At 39.9% G+C, this 22,365-nt stretch carries 21 protein-coding genes; 11 read left to right on the plus strand and 10 right to left on the minus strand.

Annotated features, from left to right (window positions below):
* Window positions 1–736 precede the first annotated feature (736 nt).
* Entirely contained in the window at window positions 737–1,945 is a 1,209-nt protein-coding gene (gene pobA, locus H5159_RS06085) for a 4-hydroxybenzoate 3-monooxygenase (protein WP_182711651.1), read from the minus strand.
* A 121-nt stretch (window positions 1,946–2,066) separates the two neighbouring features.
* On the opposite strand from pobA, the gene H5159_RS06090 reads away from it, so the two are divergent.
* A complete protein-coding gene (locus H5159_RS06090; RefSeq protein ID WP_182779982.1) occupies window positions 2,067–2,939 on the plus strand; it encodes a helix-turn-helix domain-containing protein in 873 nt (290 codons plus the stop codon).
* 5 nt (window positions 2,940–2,944) lie between these two features.
* Here H5159_RS06090 and H5159_RS06095 read toward each other — a convergent pair whose 3' ends face one another.
* Entirely contained in the window at window positions 2,945–4,084 is a 1,140-nt protein-coding gene (locus H5159_RS06095; protein ID WP_259399094.1) for a LysR family transcriptional regulator, read from the minus strand.
* A 197-nt stretch (window positions 4,085–4,281) separates the two neighbouring features.
* Between H5159_RS06095 and H5159_RS06100 the strand changes: the two genes are divergently transcribed.
* From H5159_RS06100 to H5159_RS06140, 9 genes are read left to right on the plus strand one after another with little or no spacing between them, the layout of a single operon-like run.
* Window positions 4,282–4,971: a 4-carboxy-4-hydroxy-2-oxoadipate aldolase/oxaloacetate decarboxylase gene (locus tag H5159_RS06100; RefSeq protein ID WP_154903784.1), complete on the plus strand. Its 690-nt coding sequence runs from the start codon at window positions 4,282–4,284 to the stop codon at window positions 4,969–4,971.
* Window positions 4,972–6,045, plus strand: coding sequence for a 4-oxalomesaconate tautomerase (locus H5159_RS06105; RefSeq protein ID WP_182720883.1), 1,074 nt, complete (start codon window positions 4,972–4,974; stop codon window positions 6,043–6,045).
* A gap of 49 nt (window positions 6,046–6,094) precedes the next feature.
* Complete coding sequence (locus H5159_RS06110) at window positions 6,095–7,114, plus strand: amidohydrolase family protein (protein ID WP_182779985.1); 1,020 nt, start codon at window positions 6,095–6,097, stop codon at window positions 7,112–7,114.
* Complete coding sequence (locus H5159_RS06115; protein ID WP_310742390.1) at window positions 7,111–8,004, plus strand: amidohydrolase family protein; 894 nt, start codon at window positions 7,111–7,113, stop codon at window positions 8,002–8,004. The genes H5159_RS06110 and H5159_RS06115 overlap by 4 nt, the downstream gene beginning before the upstream one ends.
* 9 nt (window positions 8,005–8,013) lie before the next feature.
* Window positions 8,014–8,403 carry a protocatechuate 4,5-dioxygenase subunit alpha gene (ligA, locus tag H5159_RS06120; protein WP_154903787.1) on the plus strand — a complete coding sequence of 130 codons (390 nt, stop codon included), beginning with the start codon at window positions 8,014–8,016 and terminating at the stop codon, window positions 8,401–8,403.
* 2 nt (window positions 8,404–8,405) lie between these two features.
* Window positions 8,406–9,245 (plus strand): class III extradiol dioxygenase subunit beta, encoded by an 840-nt coding sequence (locus H5159_RS06125; RefSeq protein ID WP_182720881.1) that lies wholly within the window; start codon window positions 8,406–8,408, stop codon window positions 9,243–9,245.
* Window positions 9,246–9,259: 14 nt separating this feature from the next.
* Window positions 9,260–10,204, plus strand: a complete 945-nt coding sequence (locus tag H5159_RS06130) for a Gfo/Idh/MocA family oxidoreductase (RefSeq protein ID WP_182779987.1) — start codon at window positions 9,260–9,262, stop codon at window positions 10,202–10,204.
* Between the two features lie 20 nt (window positions 10,205–10,224).
* A complete protein-coding gene (locus H5159_RS06135) occupies window positions 10,225–11,211 on the plus strand; it encodes an aldo/keto reductase (RefSeq protein WP_182681165.1) in 987 nt (328 codons plus the stop codon).
* A 24-nt stretch (window positions 11,212–11,235) separates the two neighbouring features.
* Entirely contained in the window at window positions 11,236–11,994 is a 759-nt protein-coding gene (locus tag H5159_RS06140) for a sulfite exporter TauE/SafE family protein (protein ID WP_182753480.1), read from the plus strand.
* Window positions 11,995–12,081: 87 nt separating this feature from the next.
* On the opposite strand, the gene H5159_RS06145 is transcribed toward H5159_RS06140, so the two are convergent.
* Genes H5159_RS06145 through H5159_RS06170 form a run of 6 tightly spaced genes read right to left on the minus strand, consistent with a single transcriptional unit; the run spans window position 12,082 to window position 17,485 of the window.
* The gene (locus tag H5159_RS06145) at window positions 12,082–13,212 is read right to left on the minus strand and encodes an FAD-dependent oxidoreductase (RefSeq protein ID WP_182681167.1); all 1,131 of its coding nucleotides are present in this window, start codon (window positions 13,210–13,212) and stop codon (window positions 12,082–12,084) included.
* 1 nt (window position 13,213) lies between these two features.
* On the minus strand, window positions 13,214–13,570 hold the full coding sequence (locus H5159_RS06150; protein WP_182695759.1) for a Rieske (2Fe-2S) protein: 357 nt from the start codon (window positions 13,568–13,570) through the stop codon (window positions 13,214–13,216).
* Window positions 13,571–13,572: 2 nt separating this feature from the next.
* The gene (locus tag H5159_RS06155; protein ID WP_182711661.1) at window positions 13,573–14,508 is read right to left on the minus strand and encodes a VOC family protein; all 936 of its coding nucleotides are present in this window, start codon (window positions 14,506–14,508) and stop codon (window positions 13,573–13,575) included.
* Window positions 14,509–14,518: 10 nt separating this feature from the next.
* A complete protein-coding gene (locus H5159_RS06160) occupies window positions 14,519–15,679 on the minus strand; it encodes a S9 family peptidase (RefSeq protein ID WP_154902989.1) in 1,161 nt (386 codons plus the stop codon).
* A 35-nt stretch (window positions 15,680–15,714) separates the two neighbouring features.
* Entirely contained in the window at window positions 15,715–16,503 is a 789-nt protein-coding gene (locus H5159_RS06165; RefSeq protein WP_154902990.1) for a cyclase family protein, read from the minus strand.
* The gene (locus tag H5159_RS06170; RefSeq protein ID WP_182716392.1) at window positions 16,496–17,485 is read right to left on the minus strand and encodes a fumarylacetoacetate hydrolase family protein; all 990 of its coding nucleotides are present in this window, start codon (window positions 17,483–17,485) and stop codon (window positions 16,496–16,498) included. The genes H5159_RS06165 and H5159_RS06170 overlap by 8 nt, the downstream gene beginning before the upstream one ends.
* Window positions 17,486–17,634: 149 nt before the next feature.
* Between H5159_RS06170 and H5159_RS06175 the strand changes: the two genes are divergently transcribed.
* Entirely contained in the window at window positions 17,635–18,543 is a 909-nt protein-coding gene (locus H5159_RS06175) for a LysR family transcriptional regulator (protein WP_182779989.1), read from the plus strand.
* Between the two features lie 43 nt (window positions 18,544–18,586).
* Here H5159_RS06175 and H5159_RS06180 read toward each other — a convergent pair whose 3' ends face one another.
* Window positions 18,587–19,576, minus strand: coding sequence for an MBL fold metallo-hydrolase (locus H5159_RS06180; protein ID WP_182721106.1), 990 nt, complete (start codon window positions 19,574–19,576; stop codon window positions 18,587–18,589).
* A 13-nt stretch (window positions 19,577–19,589) separates the two neighbouring features.
* Window positions 19,590–22,106, minus strand: coding sequence for a TonB-dependent receptor (locus H5159_RS06185; RefSeq protein ID WP_182779991.1), 2,517 nt, complete (start codon window positions 22,104–22,106; stop codon window positions 19,590–19,592).
* Between the last annotated feature and the right edge of the window lie 259 nt (window positions 22,107–22,365).

Consider the following 22,365-nt stretch of genomic DNA (forward strand, 5'->3'; position numbering starts at 1 on the left):
GGCTTTTATTGGCATAAATATTAAATTTTCATAACTAAAATTTATATTTTTAGAGCGTGTTGATATGTGTTTATTAAAAAATTAAACAAAGCATGTTTAGTGCATTTTAAGCATGATATTAGATTTTAATGTATTAACCATTTGGTCCGTCTGTTAGGCTGATTCAGTATGCTAAAGCTGCATATGTGCCATTTAAATTAAACTCAAATACCACACAATAGCATTAAATCAAGGCGCAAACCCTGACCAAAGCGTTGCTGTTTACTTTTTAATTATTACGAAAAATTTCATTGATTCAGTAAAATTGTAGCTAGGTAAGCCGTATTTATTGGGTAGCAGACATGGCCTTAACGATTCAAATACATAGCTTATAGCTTAAAAGGAAAAGTTTAGGAGGCATATTATACAATTTGAATTCAATTGTTTTGATTCTGTGAAAGTTAAATTTCAGCAGCAAATCACCTCCAGATAAAATGTTGCCACTGAAATGTATGTTGTTTGGGTTAAATTTGTTACATATGGCAACCCATCACCTTATTTTACTCAAAATTTGCCACTACTTTCAGCGATAAAGAATGAAATTATTGAATTTAATCAGTTTTGGTAAGCTATCAAAAACGATCAGATAGTTAAGCTTTTAAACGATATAACTAAGTTAGTTAACTAATCCTATATATTAATAAATAAAGCCCATGTTACTAATATCATATGAGCTTATTATTTTAAGGGAACTTGTTTAAATTTTCTCGTATGGCATTCCCACATATTGGATTGCTATTACTTTTTTACCTTCTTCATAATTTAGATGAAAATCAAGGTCGGATGCCATGAATCGTTCAAGCGTTTTAGTCTCGTTTTCATTCATGTTGTCATCATCGTATTCATGCAGCATGTTTGACATCCACCATGAGAATCGCTCGGCGTGCCATACTCTTTTTAATGCTATTTCGGAGTATTTGGCTACCGCATCAGGTTCCTCACCATTGTATGTCTTATCTAGCAATTTGCTGAGGGTGGATACATCAGATGCTGCCAGATTAAGACCTTTAGCGCCTGTAGGTGGTACAATGTGAGCGGCATCGCCAACTAAAAATAAGCGTCCATCTTGCATTGGTTCACATACAAAGCTACGCAGAGGGGCAATACTTTTTTCAATGCTGGGGCCGGTAATCAGCATCTCAGCTACGTCTTCAGGTAAGCGTTTTTTAAGCTCAGTCCAAAATTCATCATCAGACCAATCTTCAATTTTATCAGTTAATGGCACCTGTAAATAATAACGTGAACGGGTTGAAGAGCGCATACTAGCTAAAGCAAAGCCTCGTTTAGTTTTACAGTAAATAAGCTCATCAGCAACGGGGGGAGTATCGCTAAGTAACCCAAGCCAGCCAAAAGGATAAATACGTTCAAATTCGTTACGTTTTTCTTTAGGGATAGATTGTCGAGAAACGCCATGAAAGCCATCGCATCCAGCAATATAATCACAGTCTAATTTATATTCAATACCATTTTGTGTAAACGTTACAAATGGGGAGTTTGAACTTTGCTCATGAATGGCAACATCACTAGACTCATAATAAGTCGTTGCCCCTATGTTTTGGCGCGCTTGCATTAAATCACGGGTAACTTCTGTTTGCCCGTAACACATAACGGTGCTGCCATTTGTAAGTGCCTTTATATCGATTCGATGACGTTGACCATAATGTGCTATTTCAAAGCCATCGTGAATGTGGCCTTCCTTTTTCATTCGCTCATCTACACCAGCTTCTGCTAGTAGACTCACTAATCCTTGTTCTAAAATACCTGCACGAATACGACCTAAAATATATTCGCCTGATGCGCGCTCTATAATTATGTTATCGATCCCCTTTTTAGCTAGAAGTTGACCGAGTAACAATCCAGAGGGCCCAGCGCCAATGATTGCTATTTTAGTTTTTAATGATTGCATTTTTATACTCGTTGAAAACATCGTGTTCTTTTATATTGCTGATTAGTTAATGTTTAAACCATTCACAATTGATGTCATCTGTTGTACTTTTGAGTCAAAGTTAATTTGAGTACACGTGCAGATGAATAAAAAAATTCCATTTTATGACCTATACGGAGAGCCGTTTATTCGCCAAGAGCCAGGTGCTGTTCATGTTGAAGATATAGCTTATCGAAGCAGTGAGCTTAAATGGGAGATATCACCACATCGTCATAATAAGTTAGTTCAAATTGTAATTGTTTTTAATAACTCTTGGGCTGCGAGGTTAGATGAAAGAGAGTATCAACTGAATGGGGATTGGGGGGTAATTATTCCGGCTGGTGTTGTACATGGCTTTCATTTTAAACCACGCACACAAGGCTTTGTAATTTCAATAGACGACTGTTTTTTAGTAAGCAATTATGGTGAGACTAGCCTGAATCAATTGTTATTAAAGCCATTAACGGTTGAGTTTGAAAATGCAGCACGTTTAGTGCATTTAAAGCACTACATAGAGCTGCTAATGTATGAAATTAATTATAATGAATTAGGTGCGCCTATTGCCGTTGAGCAATTGCTAAAATTGATATTATTAAATATTTTTAGGCAAAAAAACACTACTCTTTTGGCAAGTAACGCCCGCAGTCGAGAAACAGAAATAGTCGTTAATTTTAGAAGCTTAATTGAGCTAAATTATACCTCACATATGACTATTCCTGACTACGCTGAGAAGCTACATATATCTACTTCAAAGTTAAACCGTATTTGTAAAAGTTTATTAAATGATTCTCCCAAAGCAATTACTCATCAACGTCTGATCACTGAGGCAAAGCGACGTTTAATCTATACTACACAAACAATCGACGAAATAGCGCTTCATTTAGGATTTAAAGATAGCGCGTATTTTTGCCGTTTTTTTAAGTTAGCCACTAATACAACCCCAACATTATTCAAGCAACAGTCGAATATTAACTAGCTCGATTAAAGCATGCGCGTATTGTTTTTAATTATTGTTAAAAAACGCGATTGCATTTGGGTAGGCTGCCAGTCTTTTCGTATCGTCAGTCCTATACTACGGTCAGTATCGGGCAGTGTCATCGGGCAGATAGCTAATATTCCTGTTTGTACTTCTATTTCAACTTGCTTGGCTGGTAACAAGGCCGCTCGAGAACTGTTTAATAAAATACCGCGCGCAGCAACTTGCGAGCTGCACTCTATTACATGGCTTGGTGGTGGTAAACCTCGGCTAACAAATATGTTACTAAAAACCTGCCACGCGGGTGTGCTTTTGTTAGGTGCTACCCAATCAAGTTGTTGGAGCTCTTTTGTTGATATTGTTTGGCGGCTTGCCAAAGGGTGTTGAGCATTTACTACAACACAAAGTTGATCTTTAAATAATGGAATTTGTTCAATATCATTATGTTGAGCAGGGATGCGTAATGCACCGACAATGATGTCAATTTCACCATGAAGTAAGTTAGCTAGCTGCTCTTGGTATGGACCATCTATAATACTTAGCTGGGCATCAGGAAATTCATTATTTAAAGCAATAATACTCAATGGCACAATAGCTGAGCGTGCCAATGGTAAGCTACCTACTTTTAGAGCACCATCCATTTGTCCATTAAACTCCCTCATTTCATAAATACCTTGGCGTAATTCAGAGAAAAACAGCTTTGCAAAACGATTTAGCAAGTTTGCCGTCCACGTGGGTTCAATGCCCGTGGGAGAGCGCACTGCTAGCTCCTTTTTACATAGTTGCTCTAAATCTTTGATGCTGCGGTGTAAGGTGGGTTGCGACAAATTAAGTTTATTGGCTGCAGCGGTGTAGTTTTTCATTTGTACTAAGTGTATGAGTGCTACTAATTGCTTTGAAGTGACAGAGCGATTAAAGGCATCTTGTTTATGTTTATTATTAAAAATAACCCTCGAAAATTCATCCAAATACTCAAATGCACGTTCAACCCGATTTAGAAAAAATATACCGCTTGGCGTCGGTGTCATCCCCGAGTGGGTCCGAATAAATAGGACTTGATTAAGTTCGTTTTCAAGTTTTTTAATGCCTTGGGTGAGTGCCGACTGGGTTAAGTGAACAGTATTAGCTGCCTTGCTTAACGACATTAAGTTCCTTATATACAAGGCGCTTAACAAATGTCTATTGTTAAAATTCATTTTTATTTAACTCACACATTAATATTTGATTACTACCACTATAGAAAAAACTAATGTCCTTTGACAGCTTTTTAAAGTTCTTTATATAGCTGACTTCAATATACTCATTGCATCAATAGCGTTTAATTATAAATAAGGTAAATAGTATGGCTGTGTGTATTACAGATATAGCGCGCCCTAATAAAGAGATATTAGAAAAATACCAAAATGCTGAAGTTGCAACGGTACATGAGGCACAAGGTCGCGTTGGCTTATTAGCCAGCTATATGAAGCCTATTTATCGCTCTGCTCGTATTGCTGGCAGTGCAGTAACATGTGAAGTGGCTCCTGGCGACAACTGGATGATTCATGTAGCTGTAGAGCAATGTCAGCCAGGTGATGTACTTGTTGTTACACCTACGAGCGGGTGTATTGACGGTTTTTTTGGTGACTTGTTGGCAACTTCATTACAAGCGCGAGGCGTTAAAGGTTTAATTATTGATGGTGGCGTACGCGATATCGCAACACTGACTGAAATGGGCTTCCCGGTTTGGTCTAAAGATGTTTATGCGCAAGGTACAGTTAAAGAAACCATTGCAAATGTCAATGTGCCAGTTGTGTGCGCAGGGGCTTATATAAAACCTGGAGACATCATTGTTGCTGATGATGACGGCGTTGTTGTTGTTGAACAAAGTCGTGGTGAAGAGGTTCATGAAAAAGTCCTGAAACGTGTTGCTAACGAAGAAGACAAGCGAAAGCGTTTAGCTTCGGGTGAGTTAGGTTTGGATATATATGCTATGCGCGAGCGTTTAGCAGCTAAAGGCTTAACTTATATAAAGCAAAGTGAGGATAAGTAAATGCACGCGGCTATTCCTTGCTCAATTATGCGCGGTGGTACCTCTAAAGGGCTTTATTTTTTAGCCAGTGATCTTCCGAGTGATTCCTCAAAGCGCGATGAATTACTGTTACACATAATGGGGTCGCCTGACACAAGGCAAATTGATGGTTTAGGTGGTGCGCATCCTCTCACCAGTAAAGTGGCTATTGTTGAAAAATCAATGCGAGCAAATACTGATGTGGATTACCTTTTTTTACAAGTTGTAGTTGATAAAGCGGTGGTGAGTGATACACAAAATTGTGGCAATTTACTCGCCGGTGTTGCGCCATTTGCAATTGAGCAGGGCTTAGTGAATGCAAAAGAAAAAACAACCGATGTACGAATTCATATGCTAAATACTGCAGCCTCAGCTGTTGCACGCGTTCAAACTCCTAATGGCAAAGTAAGCTATAAAGGGGATGCCGTAATCGACGGTGTACCAGGTTCAGCAGCGCCTATCACGCTCGACTTTCTAGATATAGCGGGTGCCAATTGTGGTGCACTTTTTCCTACGGGTAATGCCATAGATGAAATTAATGGGTATTCAATAACCTGTATTGATAACGGCATGCCGGTGGTTATTTTAGATGCTAGCGAGTTTGGTTTAGTGGGTGATGAGTCGCCTAATTCACTCGAAGATAATACCGATTTAAAGCAAAAGATTGAAGCTATTCGTTTAATCGCGGCTAAGATGATGAATTTAGGGGATGTAACTAATAAAACGATTCCAAAAATGTCTTTAGTAAGCCCTGCAAAAAATGGTGGGGTAATTAACACTCGAACATTTATACCCCACCGTGTTCATGAGGCTATTGGGGTGTTAGGCAGTGTGAGCGTAGCAAGTGCATGTGTTTTAAAAGGTACAGTAGCCTATAGGCATGCTAACCAAAACTTTATTGATGGGGAGTTTGATATCGTTGTTGAGCATCCAACGGGTCAGTTTACTGTTGAAATGCAGGTATCAGGTATCGCTCAACTGAGCACTTATAAAATACATCGTTCTGCGCTGTTAAGAACCGCGCGCTTATTAATGGTCGGCTCAGCAATGGCTTGATCGACTACTAAAAGATAGTTTCAATAATACTCTCAGCAGGAGACACACAATGATAATAGACTGCCACGGACATTACACAACAGCGCCAGAGTCATTACAGCTTTTTAGAACAGCGCAAATTAAAGCATTTGAAGAGGGAAGAGCCCTTCCAGGCGTTCCCTATATTTCGGACGATGAAATTCGCGAAAGTATTGAAAAAAATCAGTTAAAATTACTTGATGAACGCGGCTTAGATATGACTATTTTTTCACCTCGTGCATCGGCTATGGCTCATCACGTAGGTAATGAGGAGGTATCAAAACAATGGACCTCAGCCTGTAACGATTTAATAGCGCGAGTTGTTGACTTATACCCTACGCGTTTTATAGGAGTGTGCCAATTACCACAATCGCCGGGAGTACCAATTGAAAATTCAGTTGCTGAGCTAGAGCGCTGTGTTAATGAATTAGGATTTGTTGGTTGTAATTTAAACCCTGACCCTTCTGGTGGTCATTGGACTTCAGCTCCGTTAACCGATCCGAGTTGGTTTCCACTTTATGAAAAAATGGTTGAGCTCGATGTTCCTGCAATGATCCATGTATCGGGCTCATGTAATCCAAATTTTCATGCGACGGGTGCGCATTATATGAATGCTGATACCACCGCATTCATGCAATTTTTACAAGGTGACTTGTTTAACGAGTTTCCTGATTTACGGTTTATTATACCCCATGGTGGTGGAGCGGTGCCTTATCATTGGGGGCGTTATCGTGGATTGGCTGATATGATGAAGCAGCCACCACTTAACGAGCATGTTATGAAAAATGTATATTTTGATACCTGCGTTTATCATCAACCAGGCATAGATTTATTAGTAGACGTTATTGATACTAAAAATATTTTATTTGGCTCTGAAATGATTGGGGCTGTGCGTGGTATTGATCCGCAAACCGGACACTATTTTGATGATACTAAACGTTACATTGACACATTAGAAATATCGGCAGCAGACAAAAAAGCGATTTTTGAAGAGAATGCGCGTCGCGTATACCCACGCTTGGACGTCAAATTAAAAGGGATGGGTTTGTGAGTAAATTTATAATGGATGCCGATTGGCTTCATTGGCATCAATCGCCATCAAAACCTGGTTTTGAGTTACCCGAAGGTGCGGTTGATGCGCATTGTCATGTATTCGGCCCCGGCAATGAGTTTGGTTTTGCGCCCGAGCGTAAATACACACCGTGCGATGCATCAAAACAGCAGCTCTGGGATTTACGCGATTACTTAGGATTTAGTCGAAATGTTATTGTGCAAGCAACCTGTCATGGAGCTGACAACAATGCGATGGTAGATGCGCTTTTAGCATCAAATGGTTTAGCACGTGGTATTGCAACTATTAAAGAAGATATTAGCGAAGCCGAGCTTGATAAATTACATGCTGCAGGTGTACGCGGTGTACGTTTTAATTTTGTAAAGCGCCTAGTTGATGCCTTGCCATTTGACTCGTTAAAACGTATAGCTGATCGTATTGTTAAACGTAATTGGCACATTGTTATCTATTTTGAAAGCCAAGATTTGCCCGAGCTTTATGATTTTTTCACTAGTTTGCCAACGACATTAGTCGTTGACCATATGGGGCGCCCAGATGTTACTAAACCTGTTGAAGGCGAAAACTTTGCGTTGTTTTTACAGTTTATGCGTGAGAATGAAAATGTGTGGTCTAAAGTAAGTTGCCCTGAACGGATCTCTGCTGATGGTCCTGATAAAGGCTACCAAGACGTTGTTCCTTTTGCGCGTAAAGTCGTGGAAAGTTTTCCTGATCGTGTTTTATGGGGCACTGATTGGCCGCACCCAAATATGAAAAGCCACATGCCCGACGATGGTAAATTAGTGGACATGATTCCACTTTTTGCACCTACTGCTGAATTACAGAAAAAGTTATTAATTGATAATCCAATGCGTTTGTATTGGTCGAAATAAGGAATACATATGGCTATTAATAAACCTTACAAAGAGGTGCCAGGTACCATTATATTTGACGCCGATATGGCGCGTTTAGGTTTTCACTTAAATCAATTTTGCATGTCGTTGATGAAAGCGCCAAATCGGAAGAAATTTAAAGCAGGTGAGAAAGTCTACCTTGATGAGTGGCCAATGAGCGAAGCACAAAAAGAAGCGGTTATAGCACGTGATTACAACAGAATGATGAGCCTAGGCGGCAATATTTATTTTCTTGCAAAAATATTTTCTAGCGACGGTATTAGTTTTCAAGCCGCAGCATCAACGATGACGGGGATGACACAAGATGAATACGCGCAAATGATGCTATCAGGGGGTCGTGCACCCGACAGCAGTAATACATTAAAGAAAGGAAGTTAATCATGGCCAAAATAAATGCAGGTGTTGCTACATCACATGTTCCGGCTATTGGGGCTGCTATTGATAATGGCATAACAGATAATGAGTATTGGAAACCATTATTTGAGGGTTATGATTACGCTAAAGAGTGGATAAAAAAGCAAAAACCAGACGTTGTATTATTAGTATATAACGATCATGCAACCGCGTTTGACTCTAATTTAGTTCCTACCTTTGCGATTGCAACGGGTGAAGAGTTTAAGCCAGCCGATGAAGGATGGGGGCCACGTCCTGTGCCAAATGTAAAAGGCTATCCTGAATTTGCTTCACATATTGCTCAATCTATTATTCAAGACGATTTTGACTTAACTGTCGTCAATACTTTAGATGTTGATCATGGCTTAACGGTCCCGTTATCACTGATGTTTGGTCAGCCTGAAAATTGGCCGTGTAAAGTTATTCCTATTGCAGTAAATGTAGTGCTTTATCCAACCCCATCTGGGCAGCGTTGTTACAATTTAGGTAAGGCCTTACGTAAAGCTGTAGAAAGTTTTGATGAAGACCTGAATGTACAAATTTGGGGGACGGGCGGCATGAGCCATCAATTACAGGGACCGCGTGCAGGTTTAATTAATAAAGAATTTGATAATGCTTTTTTAGATGACATTGTTGATGATGCTGAAAACTTAGCCCTAAAACCACATCTTGAATACATTAACCTAGCTGGCTCTGAAGGCATTGAGCTTATTATGTGGCTCGTAATGCGTGGTGCGCTCAATGATGAGGTTGAATTAAAGAAGCGTCATTATCATGTACCCGCATCTAATACTGCTGTTGGTCATCTTGTTTTAGAAAATAAATAACCTGGAGAAATTTTATGAAAGTAATTGTTGTTGGACCAGGCGCATTTGGAATTAAGCACCTTGACGGTATTAAAAATATCGAGGGTGTTGAAGTGGTAGCACTTGTTGGTCGTACGCTAGAAAAAACTCAAAAAGTGGCTGATGAGTATGGCATTCCACAGGTTTTTATAAGCTTAAATGATGCGCTTAAAATTGATGCCGATGCAGTGATTTTATGCACACCCACTCAGCAACACGCTGCGCAATCTATCCAATGTATGGAAGCGGGTAAGCATGTGCAAGTTGAAATCCCATTAGCAGATAGCTGGGAAGATTCATTAAAAGTAGTTGAGGTACAAAAGCGCACGGGGCTGACCTGTATGGTTGGGCATACTCGCCGCTTTAATCCATCACATCAATGGGTTAATAATAAAATTTCGGCTGATGAGTTTAGTATTCAGCAAATGGATGTACAAACGTACTTTTTCCGTCGTAAAAATATCAATGCTAAAGGCGAGGCCCGGTCGTGGACTGATCACCTTTTATGGCACCACGCTGCGCACACTGTTGATTTATTTGCTTATCAAGCAGGCGCTAAAGTGGTTAAAGCGAATGCTATTCAGGGACCAATTCACCCAGAGCTTGGTATTGCTTTAGATATGTCTATTCAATTACTAGCTGAAAATGGTGCAATTTGTACCTTATCATTATCGTTTAACAATGATGGGCCTTTAGGAACATTTTTCCGCTATATTGGTGACACAGGAACATACATAGCACGCTATGATGATTTAGTGGATGGCAAAGAAAATGCGATTGATGTCTCCGCTGTTGATGTATCAATGAATGGTATTGAGCTGCAAGATAGAGAGTTTTTTACTGCTATAAAAGAAGGTCGCGAGCCTAATTCAAGTGTGGAGCAGGTACTTGATTGTTATCGGGTGCTTCACGACTTAGAGCAGCAATTAAATAATCAATAATTAATCGCAAAGGAGGACGTATGAATAAGCGTAAAATTAATGGTCATAGCGTTAATCCAATTGGGTTGGGCTGTATGAACTTGAGCCATGCCTATGGGAGTCCTCCCTCAGATGAAGCTGCAATTAATTTATTACACGCAGCGATTGATTTAGGTGTTGAGCATTTTGATACTGCCGCTTTGTATGGATTTGGTAAAAATGAAGCCCTACTAGGTAAAGCTTTAGCACCACACCGAGATAAAATTTTTTTGGCGAGCAAATGTGGTATGGCGGGCGTTAATGGCAAGCGTGTTATTGATGGGCGTCCACAAACGCTTCGATCAACAATAGAGGCGTCTTTAACTAGTCTAAATACAGAAGTTCTAGATTTATATTACTTACATCGTATGGATAAATCTGTGCCGATTGAGGAGAGTGTTGGCGAGCTCTCGCGCTTAGTTGGTGAAGGAAAAATTAAAGCAATTGGCTTATCTGAGGTATCAGCCGACTCAATAAAGCGAGCAAATAATGTTCATTCGATTGCAGCGGTGCAATCAGAGTATTCGTTATGGACACGTAATCCTGAAATTGCAGTCCTCGAAACATGTAAGCATATAGGGGCTGCTTTTATTGCATTTTCACCATTAGCGAGAGGCTTCTTAACTGAGCAAGTTACCAGTCTAGAGGTACTAGTTGAAGGTGATATTAGACGTGGTATGCCACGCTTTAATGAACCTCATTTTAGCAAAAACAAGCAATTGTTAAGTGCATTAAAATCTATCGCACAAAGCACAAATTTAACACTGGCTCAATTGTGTTTAGCCTGGGTGCTTCATCAAGGTGAGCATGTTCATGTTATCCCTGGCACACAGAATAATGCACATTTAGCCGATAATGTAAGTGCTGAAAAAATTGTACTGTCAGCAGAGCAGTTAACGCAACTATCAGCTTTATTCTCACCGTTCTCAGTTAGTGGTCCGCGTTATCCTGAAGCAACTCAAGCGGAAATAGACACCGAAGAGTTTTAAATGTAGCAATTAAGGTTTTTCGTTTTGAGCTTATTACTAAATGATTTACTCACCCCGCTATATGCGGGGATTTTAATTGCATTCGCTTTTTTTGGATCATTTATTACCGCCGCATTTGGCGCAGGAGGCGGCTTATTACTACTGCTTTCAATGGCCTCTATACTGCCTATGTCAATTGTTATTCCCGTTCATGGCCTTGTTCAGTTAGGCTCTAATGCGACTCGAGCAATAGCAACGTTTAGATACATTGACCTGAATATGTTGGCTTATTTTTCAGTAGGAGGGCTGTTTGGTGCTGTGCTATCGACTACTGTAGTAACACAAATAGCACTTGAGCCGATGAAAATTGTGTTGGCAATATTTATTTTTTATTTGTTGTGGGGCCCAAAGCCTAAATTTAGTGGCACATCACCAAGCGTGCGCTTTATTGCAGGGTTAAGTACTGCCTTTCTCTCTGTATTTGTTGGCGCTAGCGGCCCAATTGTAAGCAGTTACTTGTATACAAACGAGTATGAAAAATTAAAATTTACGGCAACATTTTCAAGCTGTATGGCACTTCAGCATGTATTAAAAGCGGGAGTTTTTAGTGTTGTTGGATTTGCATTTTTTAATTGGCTGCCTTTAATTTTTTGTATGGTTGTCAGTGGTATGCTCGGAACGTTTATAGGTTTACATGTACTAAATAAGATTCCCACATCTAATTTTAAAAAGGGATTACGACTTATTTTGAGCTTTTTATCTCTGCATTTGATATGGCAAGGTGTCCGTTATTTTTATAATTAGTAGAGATAATATAAATAATACCCCCTCGCTGTCACTCATTTTCAGCGAAGGGATATTAACAACCTATTTAATCTAAGTTCTGGTAAGTTAAATTGCTTTAGCTAAGGCAATATGGGAGTCACGCATAATTGCAGAATGCTCAGCTTTGTCGCCTCCTTCTATTTCAATTTGAGCAAGTCGACCTGAGTTTTCAACAACAAGCTTACAACGCTCCCAACGACGCTCTTTAAAAGCGGTTAGTGCGTGTTCTAACTGAGCATGCTTAGTTAGTTCATCAGCCAGTACAATAGCGTCTTCAATACCTATACATGCACCCGACGCTAAATGAGGTGTCGTTGCATGTACTGCATCGCCAATAAGTACGATTCGGTTTTTATGCCATGCTTCTTTAACTAATAACCCTTCAAGTGGTCGGTAATCAATTTTAGAGTTTTCATTTAGGTGAGCATGTATTTCTTGTACTACCGGTGCTGGAAATTTGGCTACAAGTGCTTTTAATAAAGGTAAAAAGTCTTTTGGTTCAATATAATTATTTTCAATTTTATCCTCTGTAACAAACATATACATTTCGTTTTTCGACATAGGGTTAACCCCTACTTTAATATGTTCGCCTACCCACATTACCGTGTTATCAATGCCTTCAAGGCGAGGCAGTACGGCTCGCCATACACCTTGGCCTACAAATTTAGGCTTTTCAGCTTCAGGGAATGTGACTTGTCGTACTTTTGAGTACAAGCCATCAGCACCAATAATTAGGTCATATGTTTTTGTTGTGCCATCGGTAAAGGTTACTGTTGCCCCATTTTCGTCTTGTTCAATAGATGAAAATGTACAGCCAAGCCTAACATTGGCATTGGTTTGTTTCGTTTTATTTGCCAAAATTTGTGCAAGTGCTGGTCGCATTATAGCGCCCGCTTTTGGAATATTAGCATTAGCCATTAATGGCGTTGGTATATGGGCCAGGTGCAAACCATGTGGGGCATATATATCTAACCCTTCATGGGCACTGCCTTTTGCTAAAAACTCTTCTAAAATTCCAAGTTGTTGAAAAGCTCGAATTGTAGCTCCACCTAAACTGATCCCAGCCCCTTCTGCTCGCCAGTTAGGATCAATTTCTACCAAATCGACAGCTATATTTTTTTTCTCAAGTTCGATGGCTGCCGACATACCAGAGAAGCCACCACCAATTATTAATACATTAGAAATACACGGGTTCATTTTAGAACTCCTTTATTGTTGTTATATCCACCCAAATTTCATTGTGTTGGTGAATATCTAATTCAATGTTTGTTAAGGCCTGATTTTTACATGGCCCTTGTGTGCAAATACCAGTGCTAATTTCGAATAAAGCGCCGTGAGCAGCACAGACTATTTGATCACTTTTTGAATCTAAGTATTTATCTTTTTTCCAAGGTAATGTGGTATCACCGTAGTGAGGACAGATATCTTTATAGCCATAATACTCCCCATTTTTATGAACTATAAAGAGGCTGTCGCGCCCTTGATTAAGAGGGTCAAAGCCTTTAGCTTGACCCTCTGTAATATCGCTTTTATAGGCGATAAATACTTTACTCATGATTACTCTGGTTTACCGGGAGGTGGGCCCATTGGTGCCCACTTTTCGCGGTACTGAAGCAAGAAAGCTTGCGAATTATCAGCACCCGGCATTGCTTCTCGTGCAGTCCATTCATCATCGTGTAAATCCATATCAGCATCATATTCAATGTTGCAGCCAAACGGACTTTTGAAGTACCAAAACCAGTTTGATCCGAATATATGACGACCTGGCCCCCAAAAGCTTTGATAGCCTTTATTAACTAAGGCAGTACCTGCCTGAGAAACTTCTGTTGGTCCGCTCATATGAAAAGTGAAATGCTCAATACCTTGCATGTGTGGCGGGGTATTTATAAAAAATAATGTGTGGTGATCGTTGGTACCGGCAGGGCGCATAAAAGGACCTACATGGGTAAAACGATCCGTAGTAATAAAGCCTAAACGCTGTGCGTAAAAAGCTTCAGCTTTAACGGCATCCGGTACAAAATACACAACATGAGAAAGGCTACGAGGCTTTGCCTTGAAGTCTGTATTAATACCAATATTGTTTACAGCACGGTTGTTTTCACACCCTGGCGCGTTGACTTTTTCTGCTGGTAGATTCTCGAGCGATTGCCGTATGGTCACTTGAAAACCAATAACAAACCCTAAATCGTCAACAGATTCGATACTGCCATCGTCTAAAGTTATTACTGTTCGGTCTTTTTCAAGCTCTGTTTTTAAAGCATCTATTGTATGCTGATCTTTTACACCGTAAATTGTTTTACGCAGCATTGAACCAGTAGCAAGAGGATTCGGTAATGAGCTGTCATCTGCTTTTTTAATCTCAATACCTGTGCCATCAAGAGCAACAAATCGTGTTTCAGTTTTTTGTGTTAAGCCATAATCTAGTGCGAACTGCTTACAACTCTCGGTGTCTTCAACACCAAAAACAAGCGTATCGGGGCCAATAATATTCATGGTGTGATCCTTATTGTTTTTTTAATTCGTTAAATGTTTCAGCTACCCAATCAGCTATGTACTGACCCGCGTTTGAACTGTTGTCGAAGCTAGAGTGCTGTACACCACCTTCTCGTTCTGTAAAGATTTTTAGCTCACGCTTAGGGCTATTGACTAGTTGCTCAAAGGTGCGCTCGGCCCATTTAAGTGGAATTTGCGAATCTTTAGCGCCGTGAGTGACTAAAAATGGCACTTTAATTTTTTCAATTTGACCATCAAGGTGGACGTTTTCAGCAATTTCCATGAAATCATCCATATTTTTTGCACCCCAAACCCATTGCACATGTGCCCAGTAATGAGGTACGGGGAAGTCACCTTCTTTTTCTAAGCGACGTTTTTGAACGTCACGCCAATCGTGGTTTGCACCCCATACACAGCCTAGGGCAAGTCTCGGTTCATTCGCTACCGCACGAGGGCAGTAATAGCCACCTAAAGAGACACCTTCCATGCCAATTAGCTTGCTATCTACTTCATCATGTTGTTCTAACCAATCAACAACAACACTTGCCCAATGCTCAGTGTCAAAACGAGCATGGAAGTCTTGTAGCTTTAACGCTTCACCTGTACCTGGTTGATCTAAAACAAGTGATGAAACGCCACGTTCTGCTAACCATTGTGGTAAACCAACGCGATATTTCATTTCCTTTGATGAATCTAGGCCGTTTATTTGTATAAGAATAGGGGCAGGGCCTTTAACGCCTTTGGCTTTGACATAAAGAGCACTAAGGTGTTTGCCTTCATAAGGAATTTCCACGCGTTCACAGTTTTCGTGACCCAGTTCGATTGATTTTTGAAAAAGCGAAAGTGAACGTTTATACAGCTCTGTTCTTCCCGAGGCGCCATGTGCTTGAATGCGTTCACAGGTTATAAGGTAGGTTGCAGCGCGATTATATTTGTACCCTGCAGAAAGCAGTCTGCCGCGTTCTAGATCTTCTTCAGCAAGACCACATAGTTTATCGGCCATTTTAGCCCACGTGTCTCTAAATGCTTGAACGCCTTCTTTATCTGGTGATTTTGCAGCCTCTTGTAAAGGGCCACACATTTCTTCGATTTCGCCAATGCGAGCGCCCATTTCGATAGCTAAATTTACTGATAAATTCCATACATAATTCGTCGGGAAATACTTAAACATAATAACCTCTTAATAAATTAATGTGTTGTGCTCAACTACTTTTCTAGAAATGCGACAGCTCTGACAAAACCTGCTGAGGCATGTTTAATTTTGTAAGGAAAACATGAAACTAAAAAACCACTACTTGGTAGTGATGCTAAGTTTGCTAGCTTTTCCATTTGCCCATAACCAATGTCGCGACCCGCTTTATGGCCTTCCCAAATGATTGATGGGTCGCCGCTTTCTTCGAAACGTTGTTTAGTGAATTTAAAAGGAGCATCCCAGCTCCAAGCGTCGGTACCCACAACTTTTATACCGCGCTCTAAAAGATACAAGGTGGCTTCGCGGCCCATACCAACACCAGCATCAAGGTAACCAGGCTTACCGTAAACAGAGCCTGCACGGGTATTGACTAAAACGATGTCTAACGGCGATAAGGTGTGATTAATTCGGGCTAGCTCTTTTTCAACGTCTAGGGCAGTAATTACATAACCATCAGGGAAATCTCTAAAATCTAATTTAACACCGCGTTGAAAACACCACTCCAAGGGCAACTCATCAATACCAAAGGCTGGTTTTCCACCATCTGTGGTAGAGGCATAGTGCCATGGTGCGTCCATGTGAGTGCCACTATGAGTGGTGATCTCTAAACGTTCAGCCGCCCACGATTCATTCCCTGGGAGTTGATCTTTTTTTAAACCAGGGAACATTGATGACATTTCTGGCCAACCTTGTTGGTGGTCGGTATACTCGATTTTTGGTAATAATGGCGGTGGATCGGTATAGGGGTTATTCTCAAGCGTTACCGATAAATCGATTAATGTGTATTGTGATGGATTAAACATGTGTATTCTCCATTATGGCTTCTTGTTTTATATCTCCAAATATTGACTTGCCCTGCGAATCTAGTACTCGCATATGAACTGTTTCGCCAGATTGTAAAAAGTCTGTTTGTGGTTTGCCTGTGGCAATCATTTCCTTAGCACGTAGCTCTGAGATACAGGCTTGTCCTTTACTAATATCTGCGTTAGAAACAGTACCTGAGCCAAACACGGTGCCCGCTTTAATAGGGCGAGTTTTAGCGACATGGGCAATTAATTCATGAAAACCAAAAAACATCTCTGTGCCATCAGGCGCACCAAACCATTTGTCGTTACGGTAAACTTCTAGTGGCAGTGAAATACGACCATTACGCCAGTTTTCACCAAGCTCATCAGGGGTAATAGCAAATGGTGCGAAGCTGGTAGGGCCTTTAGCTTGTACAAAGCCAAAACCTGTTTTCATTTCTCTTGGCCCGAGTGCGCGATAGCTGATGTCGTTAAGCATGACTATTAGACGTATTTTCTCAAGTGCAAACTCTGGACTACTCCCCATTGGGATGTCACCGACCATCACGCCAAATTCGCCCTCAAAATCAAGACCAACTTCGTTACTTGGAGCTGCAATTTTATCATTAGCGCTAAGAAAGCTATCGCCAGCACCTTGATAAACAAGTGGATAAATATCAGCATCTTCGATTGGGTCCAGATGAAATGCTTGCTGCATCAACACGCCATGATTTAAAAAAAGTGAACCGTCTAACCATTGCCAACTACGTGGTAAAGGGGCCATTAATTGAGTGTTACACACTTTATTAATGCCTGTTAGCTCAAGTGCGTTAAGTGCCTCGTAGCGAAGTAAAAGCTTATCTTGTATAGCAGGCCATAAATCTAGTGCCTCTTGGAGCGTGCCGGCTAGGTCGCTAATGTCTACGTAGTCAGTTAGATCCTTTGAGACTAATACAAGCTGACCATCTGGTTTTGAATTATTAATTGTTGCAAATTTCATTGTGTGTCCGCAGATGTTGTTAAACTTTGGTTTAAGTCATATTAATACTTCATTTGCAATTGATGAAATTGAATGTTTAGATAGGTTGTATCAATAATTTTAATACTTAAAAATAATCAAAATTTAAAAATCAGCAGTGGACCAATGTTATGAGATTTGAGCATTTAGATTTAAATTTACTGGTTGCATTAGATGTTTTACTAGAAGAAAAAAACATAACCAAAAGCGCTAAGAGACTGCATTTATCGCAGTCTGCTATGAGCAGTATTTTGGGTAGAGCACGTGCCTTTTTCGAGGATGACTTGTTGGTGCAAGTTGGTAAAACTATGCAACCGACCCCTTTTGCGCTTGAAGTTCAAGTACCAATTACGGAAGTACTGACAACCATTAGAGGCGGGATTATTGGTAAGCGATTTAATGATCCATTAAAAAGTGAACGTCATTTCAAAATTGTTGCATCGGATTATGTTATTCAAGTTCTGTTTTCTAGTATTTTAACCGAGCTTGCTACGTTAGCTCCATTATTGACGTTTGAGTTTTTATCGCCGTTTTCGCATGAAGTTAATATACTTACCAAAGGAGGAGCCGATTTATTTATAGCACCGGAATCGGTAATGCTTGGTGGTTACCCTAGTTCATTACTTATGGTTGATGAACTTGCATGTGTAGTCGATATGGATAACAAGTTAGTTGCTGGTGATGTAATTTCAGCTGAACAAGTTGGCAGTATGGGGCATGTGTCGGTAGGTTTTGCACGAACAAGTCATTTAAGTATTGAAACATGGTTAACGGAGACGATGGGAGGAAGTCGAAAAGTTGATATTATTACAAATGACTTTTCTACTATGATTTATACTTTGAAGGGGACTCAACGCGTAGCTATTTTACCCAAAAAGTTTGCCAATATACACGCACAAAAGCATGGTTTAAAGGTCGTTTCATTTCCCTTTGATACACCCCTTTTAGTTGAATCAATGATGTGGCACCCTACACTTGATAACGACCCTATACACCGGTGGTTAAGAGAAAAAGTAATTTCTACTGCACAAAACTTATAAAAAAGTCGCCTTAATAGGCGACTTATAGTTTTATATAATTAGGTCAGTGCTTTAATTCATACCGATTCAAATCTTGAGCTATTGATATCGTCCCTTTGTATTCACCTTGCACTTGCTTGGTATAAAAGTCGATTTCCTCTGGAGTATCTAACCCTGGCGCCATATGAGTAATGACGAGTTTTTTTACGTCTGCTGCTTTAGCCAGCTCACCGACCTGCTGAGGAGATAAGTGATGCTTTGAAAGGTGCCTATGAATACCTTTAAATTTTTTCTCTGGCATACGAGGATTCGTTTTCTTAATTTGATTAACGGTATGATCAATATCCATCATCTCACTAACTAATAAATCAACGCCGTTTGCGAGTTTTTCTACGGCCTTACTAGGGCCCGTGTCACCAGTGTAAACAGCAGTATAACCATCATCCAGTGTAAACTTAAACGATAAAGCTTGAAACTTGTTCCATTCGTCACTGCCTTTTGGCCAGCTATAATGAGTGTTTCTAATTACATTTAGAGTAAAGTCATCAAATTTAATATCTGAGCCATCTTGAACCTCAATTACTTTAATATTGTTATTTGCAGGAGCTGGAACTTGACCAGGAACACCATAATGACCTAATGCACCGTAAGTCATGTATTTAAAAATACCATCAACGGTTTGCTGAGTACCTGGCGGGCCATATATAACAAGCTCATTATTAGCACTTGTTTGCCACCTTAAACTAATAATTGCAGGCAAACCACCTGTGTGATCAAAGTGAAGGTGACTTAAAAATATAGCATCCACATCCTTTATATTAAGTCCTGCTTTTGCTAATTGCCCTGCAGTTCCATCACCCGCATCTACTAAATAGGTATTACCATTAACAAGCATCGCATTAGCTGGTTGAGAGTGTTTTGCATTAGGAATAGGGCCTGCCATCGTACCTAGAGTTATCCACTCATTTTTTGTTTCGCTTGCGTTACCGTTAAACGTAAATGCTAAACAGCCTATAGATAGAAATAAATTAAATAAAATACTACTTTTTTTCATTGTGTGTGCTCTCTTAATAGAAGTCATATTTAAATGTAATGCCGTATGTTCTTGGTTTTTCATAGGTTGACACCATGGTGTTGCCACCATTTGCAAATAACTGTGATGTTGCTTTTATCTCTTCGTCAGTTATGTTTCTCACATATGCGAGAATTGACCACTTATCATTTGCTGAAAATAATTGCATAGAAGTGTCTAAGGTAATAACATCTTCAGCACGCTGTGATGGTAAGAAGTCAAAGCCAACCCAACGTTCGTCGCGGTAACGAGCATCAAAAGACACCGATGCCGAATAACCATTATTAAACTCTAAGTAATGGTTAATACTTGCAGTTAAAGAAAGTGATGGCGAGTTTCTGCCTTCCTTACCTGAACAGTTGACATTATATGTGGGCTCCCCATCAGTCATGCTTATTACCGTTGTGTCACAACCAGTCACAACATTTACAGCTTCGTCTGGCGTTTTTTGAAGGTAACTAAACTCTTCAATCTCATTTTTTAGGTATTGAATATTACCTTTGATTCGTGTTGCTTCAGTCAGTTGATAAAGAATATCAACTTCAACGCCTTTAATACTTGATTGACCTATATTTTCAGTAAAGAATGCAGAATTACCATTACCATCAATACCAAAGTGACTTGCCTGTTGATCTTCATAATCCCAAATAAATGCCTCAGCATTGATTTGTAAATAATTATCTAAAAATCTATTTTTAGAACCAAATGTCCATGCATTTATATACTCAGGTAAAAACTCTTCACGACCTGCTGTTGGACTAAACCCTCCTGAACGATAGCCTGTTTCGTAACTAGTGTAGAGTAAATTACTATCAGCAATATCGTATTCTATTGCTGCTCGATACGTTATTTCGTCATTTTCTTGAACACGGTCAATTTGTGTTTGGTTAATGAAAAGCAAGTTTGCACGCAGGTTATCTGGCGCACCAGGAAACAACGGAATTTGGCCATACGGAACAGGACCTCGATTAGCTATAGGAGCTCCTTCTGGCAAATCCGCTGGATCAATAGATGTAATTGTTTCTGCAACAGTTGCACCAACAGGAATAACTGGCGCACCGTCACAATTAGGGATTTCTGGTCCGCCAGGGTAGGCTGGTAAATCTCTAATACATAAATTTAGAAATACATCCGCTTGTCCCTTAAATTCTTTTTTATCTTTGGTCCAACGCACAGCACCAACGAGTCTAAGATCATCAGAGATGTGATATTTACCATGAACAAAAAACGCGGTTGACTTTGTACTGGAGTTTTCAATATCTTGCGTTGATTGCAAGCTGTATTGGTTAAATGAGGCTAGACCATCAACTTTTTCATCAAAGTAAAAGCCACCCATAATTAAATCAAGCGCCCCTACGGTTGTAGAGAAACGAGCTTCTAAACTAGATTGCTGGTGATTTTCTTGATTAATAGCTGCTTGGAAAGCGGGATTATTAAATAAAACGTCAACCGTATTCTCTCTATAAGCCGGAATAATTGTTAGATCACCCAATGATGTTGCAACGTTTAACTCTGCCGACACCCCCATATACTCGTTGTCTATATAAGGGTCATATAGGGGAGTGATAGAAGTAAATGCTGGCGAGGTTATTTGGCCTGTGTAGTATTCAACTGCAGCTGGTGTACCTGGGCCTGTATGAGGAGCTGATACGTTATCTGGAGCAGGATTGAAGTTGTAACCTGGAATATTTTTTGGGTGGTTATTACTTCCTTGGAGTGGGAATCCGTAACTACCTTCAAATGAAGGTGAATTACCATTGCCTTTTGTTGTTGAGTAATCTGCAGTGACGGTAAGGTTTACATCTTCTGAAAACTCACCAAATAAACGTGCGCGGAATGCGGTATCATCTGTTGCCGCTGTACCATCATCGTTGTAGCCGTCATTTTTAGTTTTGCCAATCGCAAAACGAGCTGCCCAGTCATCGCTTATTGGTAAATTGACAGCACCAGAAGCTGTTATTGTTCCATAGTTAGCAGCACCAATAGAAATATTGCCAAATGTCTCACCAAGTTCAGGTTTTGTTGAAATAACATTGATCGCACCCGCTGTTGCATTTCGGCCATAAAGAGTGCCCTGAGGTCCCTTTAAAACCTCTATACGTTCTACATCTAAAAATGATGCCGTTGTGGCTGTTGGGCGCCCTAAAAATACACCGTCTACGTTAAATGCTAAAGCAGCATCTGTGTATGCATTTACAGCAAAGTTACCAACGCCTCTGACAAAAAATACAGTATTAGAGCCGCCACCAGAGACAACATTGAGTGCAGGTGATATTTTATTAAGCCCTGTTGCATCGGTAACACCGATGCGTGATAGTTCTTTACCTGTTGCGGCATCAATAGGTACAGCCACATCTTGTAAACTTTCTGTTTTTCTAAGTGCTGTAACCGTTATTAACTCAATACCACTATCTGCTTTAGGTTCTGTAGTTTTTTCGGCAGTTTGAGCCGAAATAGCTAAAGGTGCTAAACATGCAGTCAGAATACATGAACGTAAATACGATTTGTTCATAGTTCTATCCTTATAATTGTGTGTGTAAAAGCGTTTTACTAATCACTTGTTAATATAAGTGACGAGATTGCGATGTGTGTGCAACGCAAAAGTAAAGATAAAGTAAAAACTGCATATCAAGTTAATTGATTTTTATGATTGAAGTTACCTATTTCATAGATACATGAGAGAACTAGGCACTCTAGCGAGGAAAGGTGATAAAAAAGGTAATTGCAATTAACTATTTATTTACGTGATACATTCTATCTAAATATTAAAT

The sequence above is a fragment of the Pseudoalteromonas sp. SG43-1 genome (assembly GCF_014164415.1).
GTDB classification, from domain to species: Bacteria; Pseudomonadota; Gammaproteobacteria; order Enterobacterales; family Alteromonadaceae; genus Pseudoalteromonas; species Pseudoalteromonas distincta.

Coding starts and splice junctions, on each gene's coding strand:
- pobA (WP_182711651.1), bottom strand. CDS start 1,945: ATGCAATCATTAAAAACTAAAATAGCAATCATTGGCGCTGGGCCCTCT.
- ligA (WP_154903787.1), top strand. CDS start 8,014: ATGGCTATTAATAAACCTTACAAAGAGGTGCCAGGTACCATTATATTT.
- H5159_RS06185 (WP_182779991.1), bottom strand. CDS start 22,106: ATGAACAAATCGTATTTACGTTCATGTATTCTGACTGCATGTTTAGCA.
- H5159_RS06150 (WP_182695759.1), bottom strand. CDS start 13,570: ATGAGTAAAGTATTTATCGCCTATAAAAGCGATATTACAGAGGGTCAA.
- H5159_RS06100 (WP_154903784.1), top strand. CDS start 4,282: ATGGCTGTGTGTATTACAGATATAGCGCGCCCTAATAAAGAGATATTA.
- H5159_RS06095 (WP_259399094.1), bottom strand. CDS start 4,084: ATGTCGTTAAGCAAGGCAGCTAATACTGTTCACTTAACCCAGTCGGCA.
- H5159_RS06160 (WP_154902989.1), bottom strand. CDS start 15,679: ATGTTTAAGTATTTCCCGACGAATTATGTATGGAATTTATCAGTAAAT.
- H5159_RS06170 (WP_182716392.1), bottom strand. CDS start 17,485: ATGAAATTTGCAACAATTAATAATTCAAAACCAGATGGTCAGCTTGTA.
- H5159_RS06180 (WP_182721106.1), bottom strand. CDS start 19,576: ATGAAAAAAAGTAGTATTTTATTTAATTTATTTCTATCTATAGGCTGT.
- H5159_RS06145 (WP_182681167.1), bottom strand. CDS start 13,212: ATGAACCCGTGTATTTCTAATGTATTAATAATTGGTGGTGGCTTCTCT.
- H5159_RS06135 (WP_182681165.1), top strand. CDS start 10,225: ATGAATAAGCGTAAAATTAATGGTCATAGCGTTAATCCAATTGGGTTG.
- H5159_RS06165 (WP_154902990.1), bottom strand. CDS start 16,503: ATGTTTAATCCATCACAATACACATTAATCGATTTATCGGTAACGCTT.
- H5159_RS06155 (WP_182711661.1), bottom strand. CDS start 14,508: ATGAATATTATTGGCCCCGATACGCTTGTTTTTGGTGTTGAAGACACC.
- H5159_RS06105 (WP_182720883.1), top strand. CDS start 4,972: ATGCACGCGGCTATTCCTTGCTCAATTATGCGCGGTGGTACCTCTAAA.
- H5159_RS06130 (WP_182779987.1), top strand. CDS start 9,260: ATGAAAGTAATTGTTGTTGGACCAGGCGCATTTGGAATTAAGCACCTT.
- H5159_RS06175 (WP_182779989.1), top strand. CDS start 17,635: ATGAGATTTGAGCATTTAGATTTAAATTTACTGGTTGCATTAGATGTT.
- H5159_RS06110 (WP_182779985.1), top strand. CDS start 6,095: ATGATAATAGACTGCCACGGACATTACACAACAGCGCCAGAGTCATTA.
- H5159_RS06090 (WP_182779982.1), top strand. CDS start 2,067: ATGAATAAAAAAATTCCATTTTATGACCTATACGGAGAGCCGTTTATT.
- H5159_RS06125 (WP_182720881.1), top strand. CDS start 8,406: ATGGCCAAAATAAATGCAGGTGTTGCTACATCACATGTTCCGGCTATT.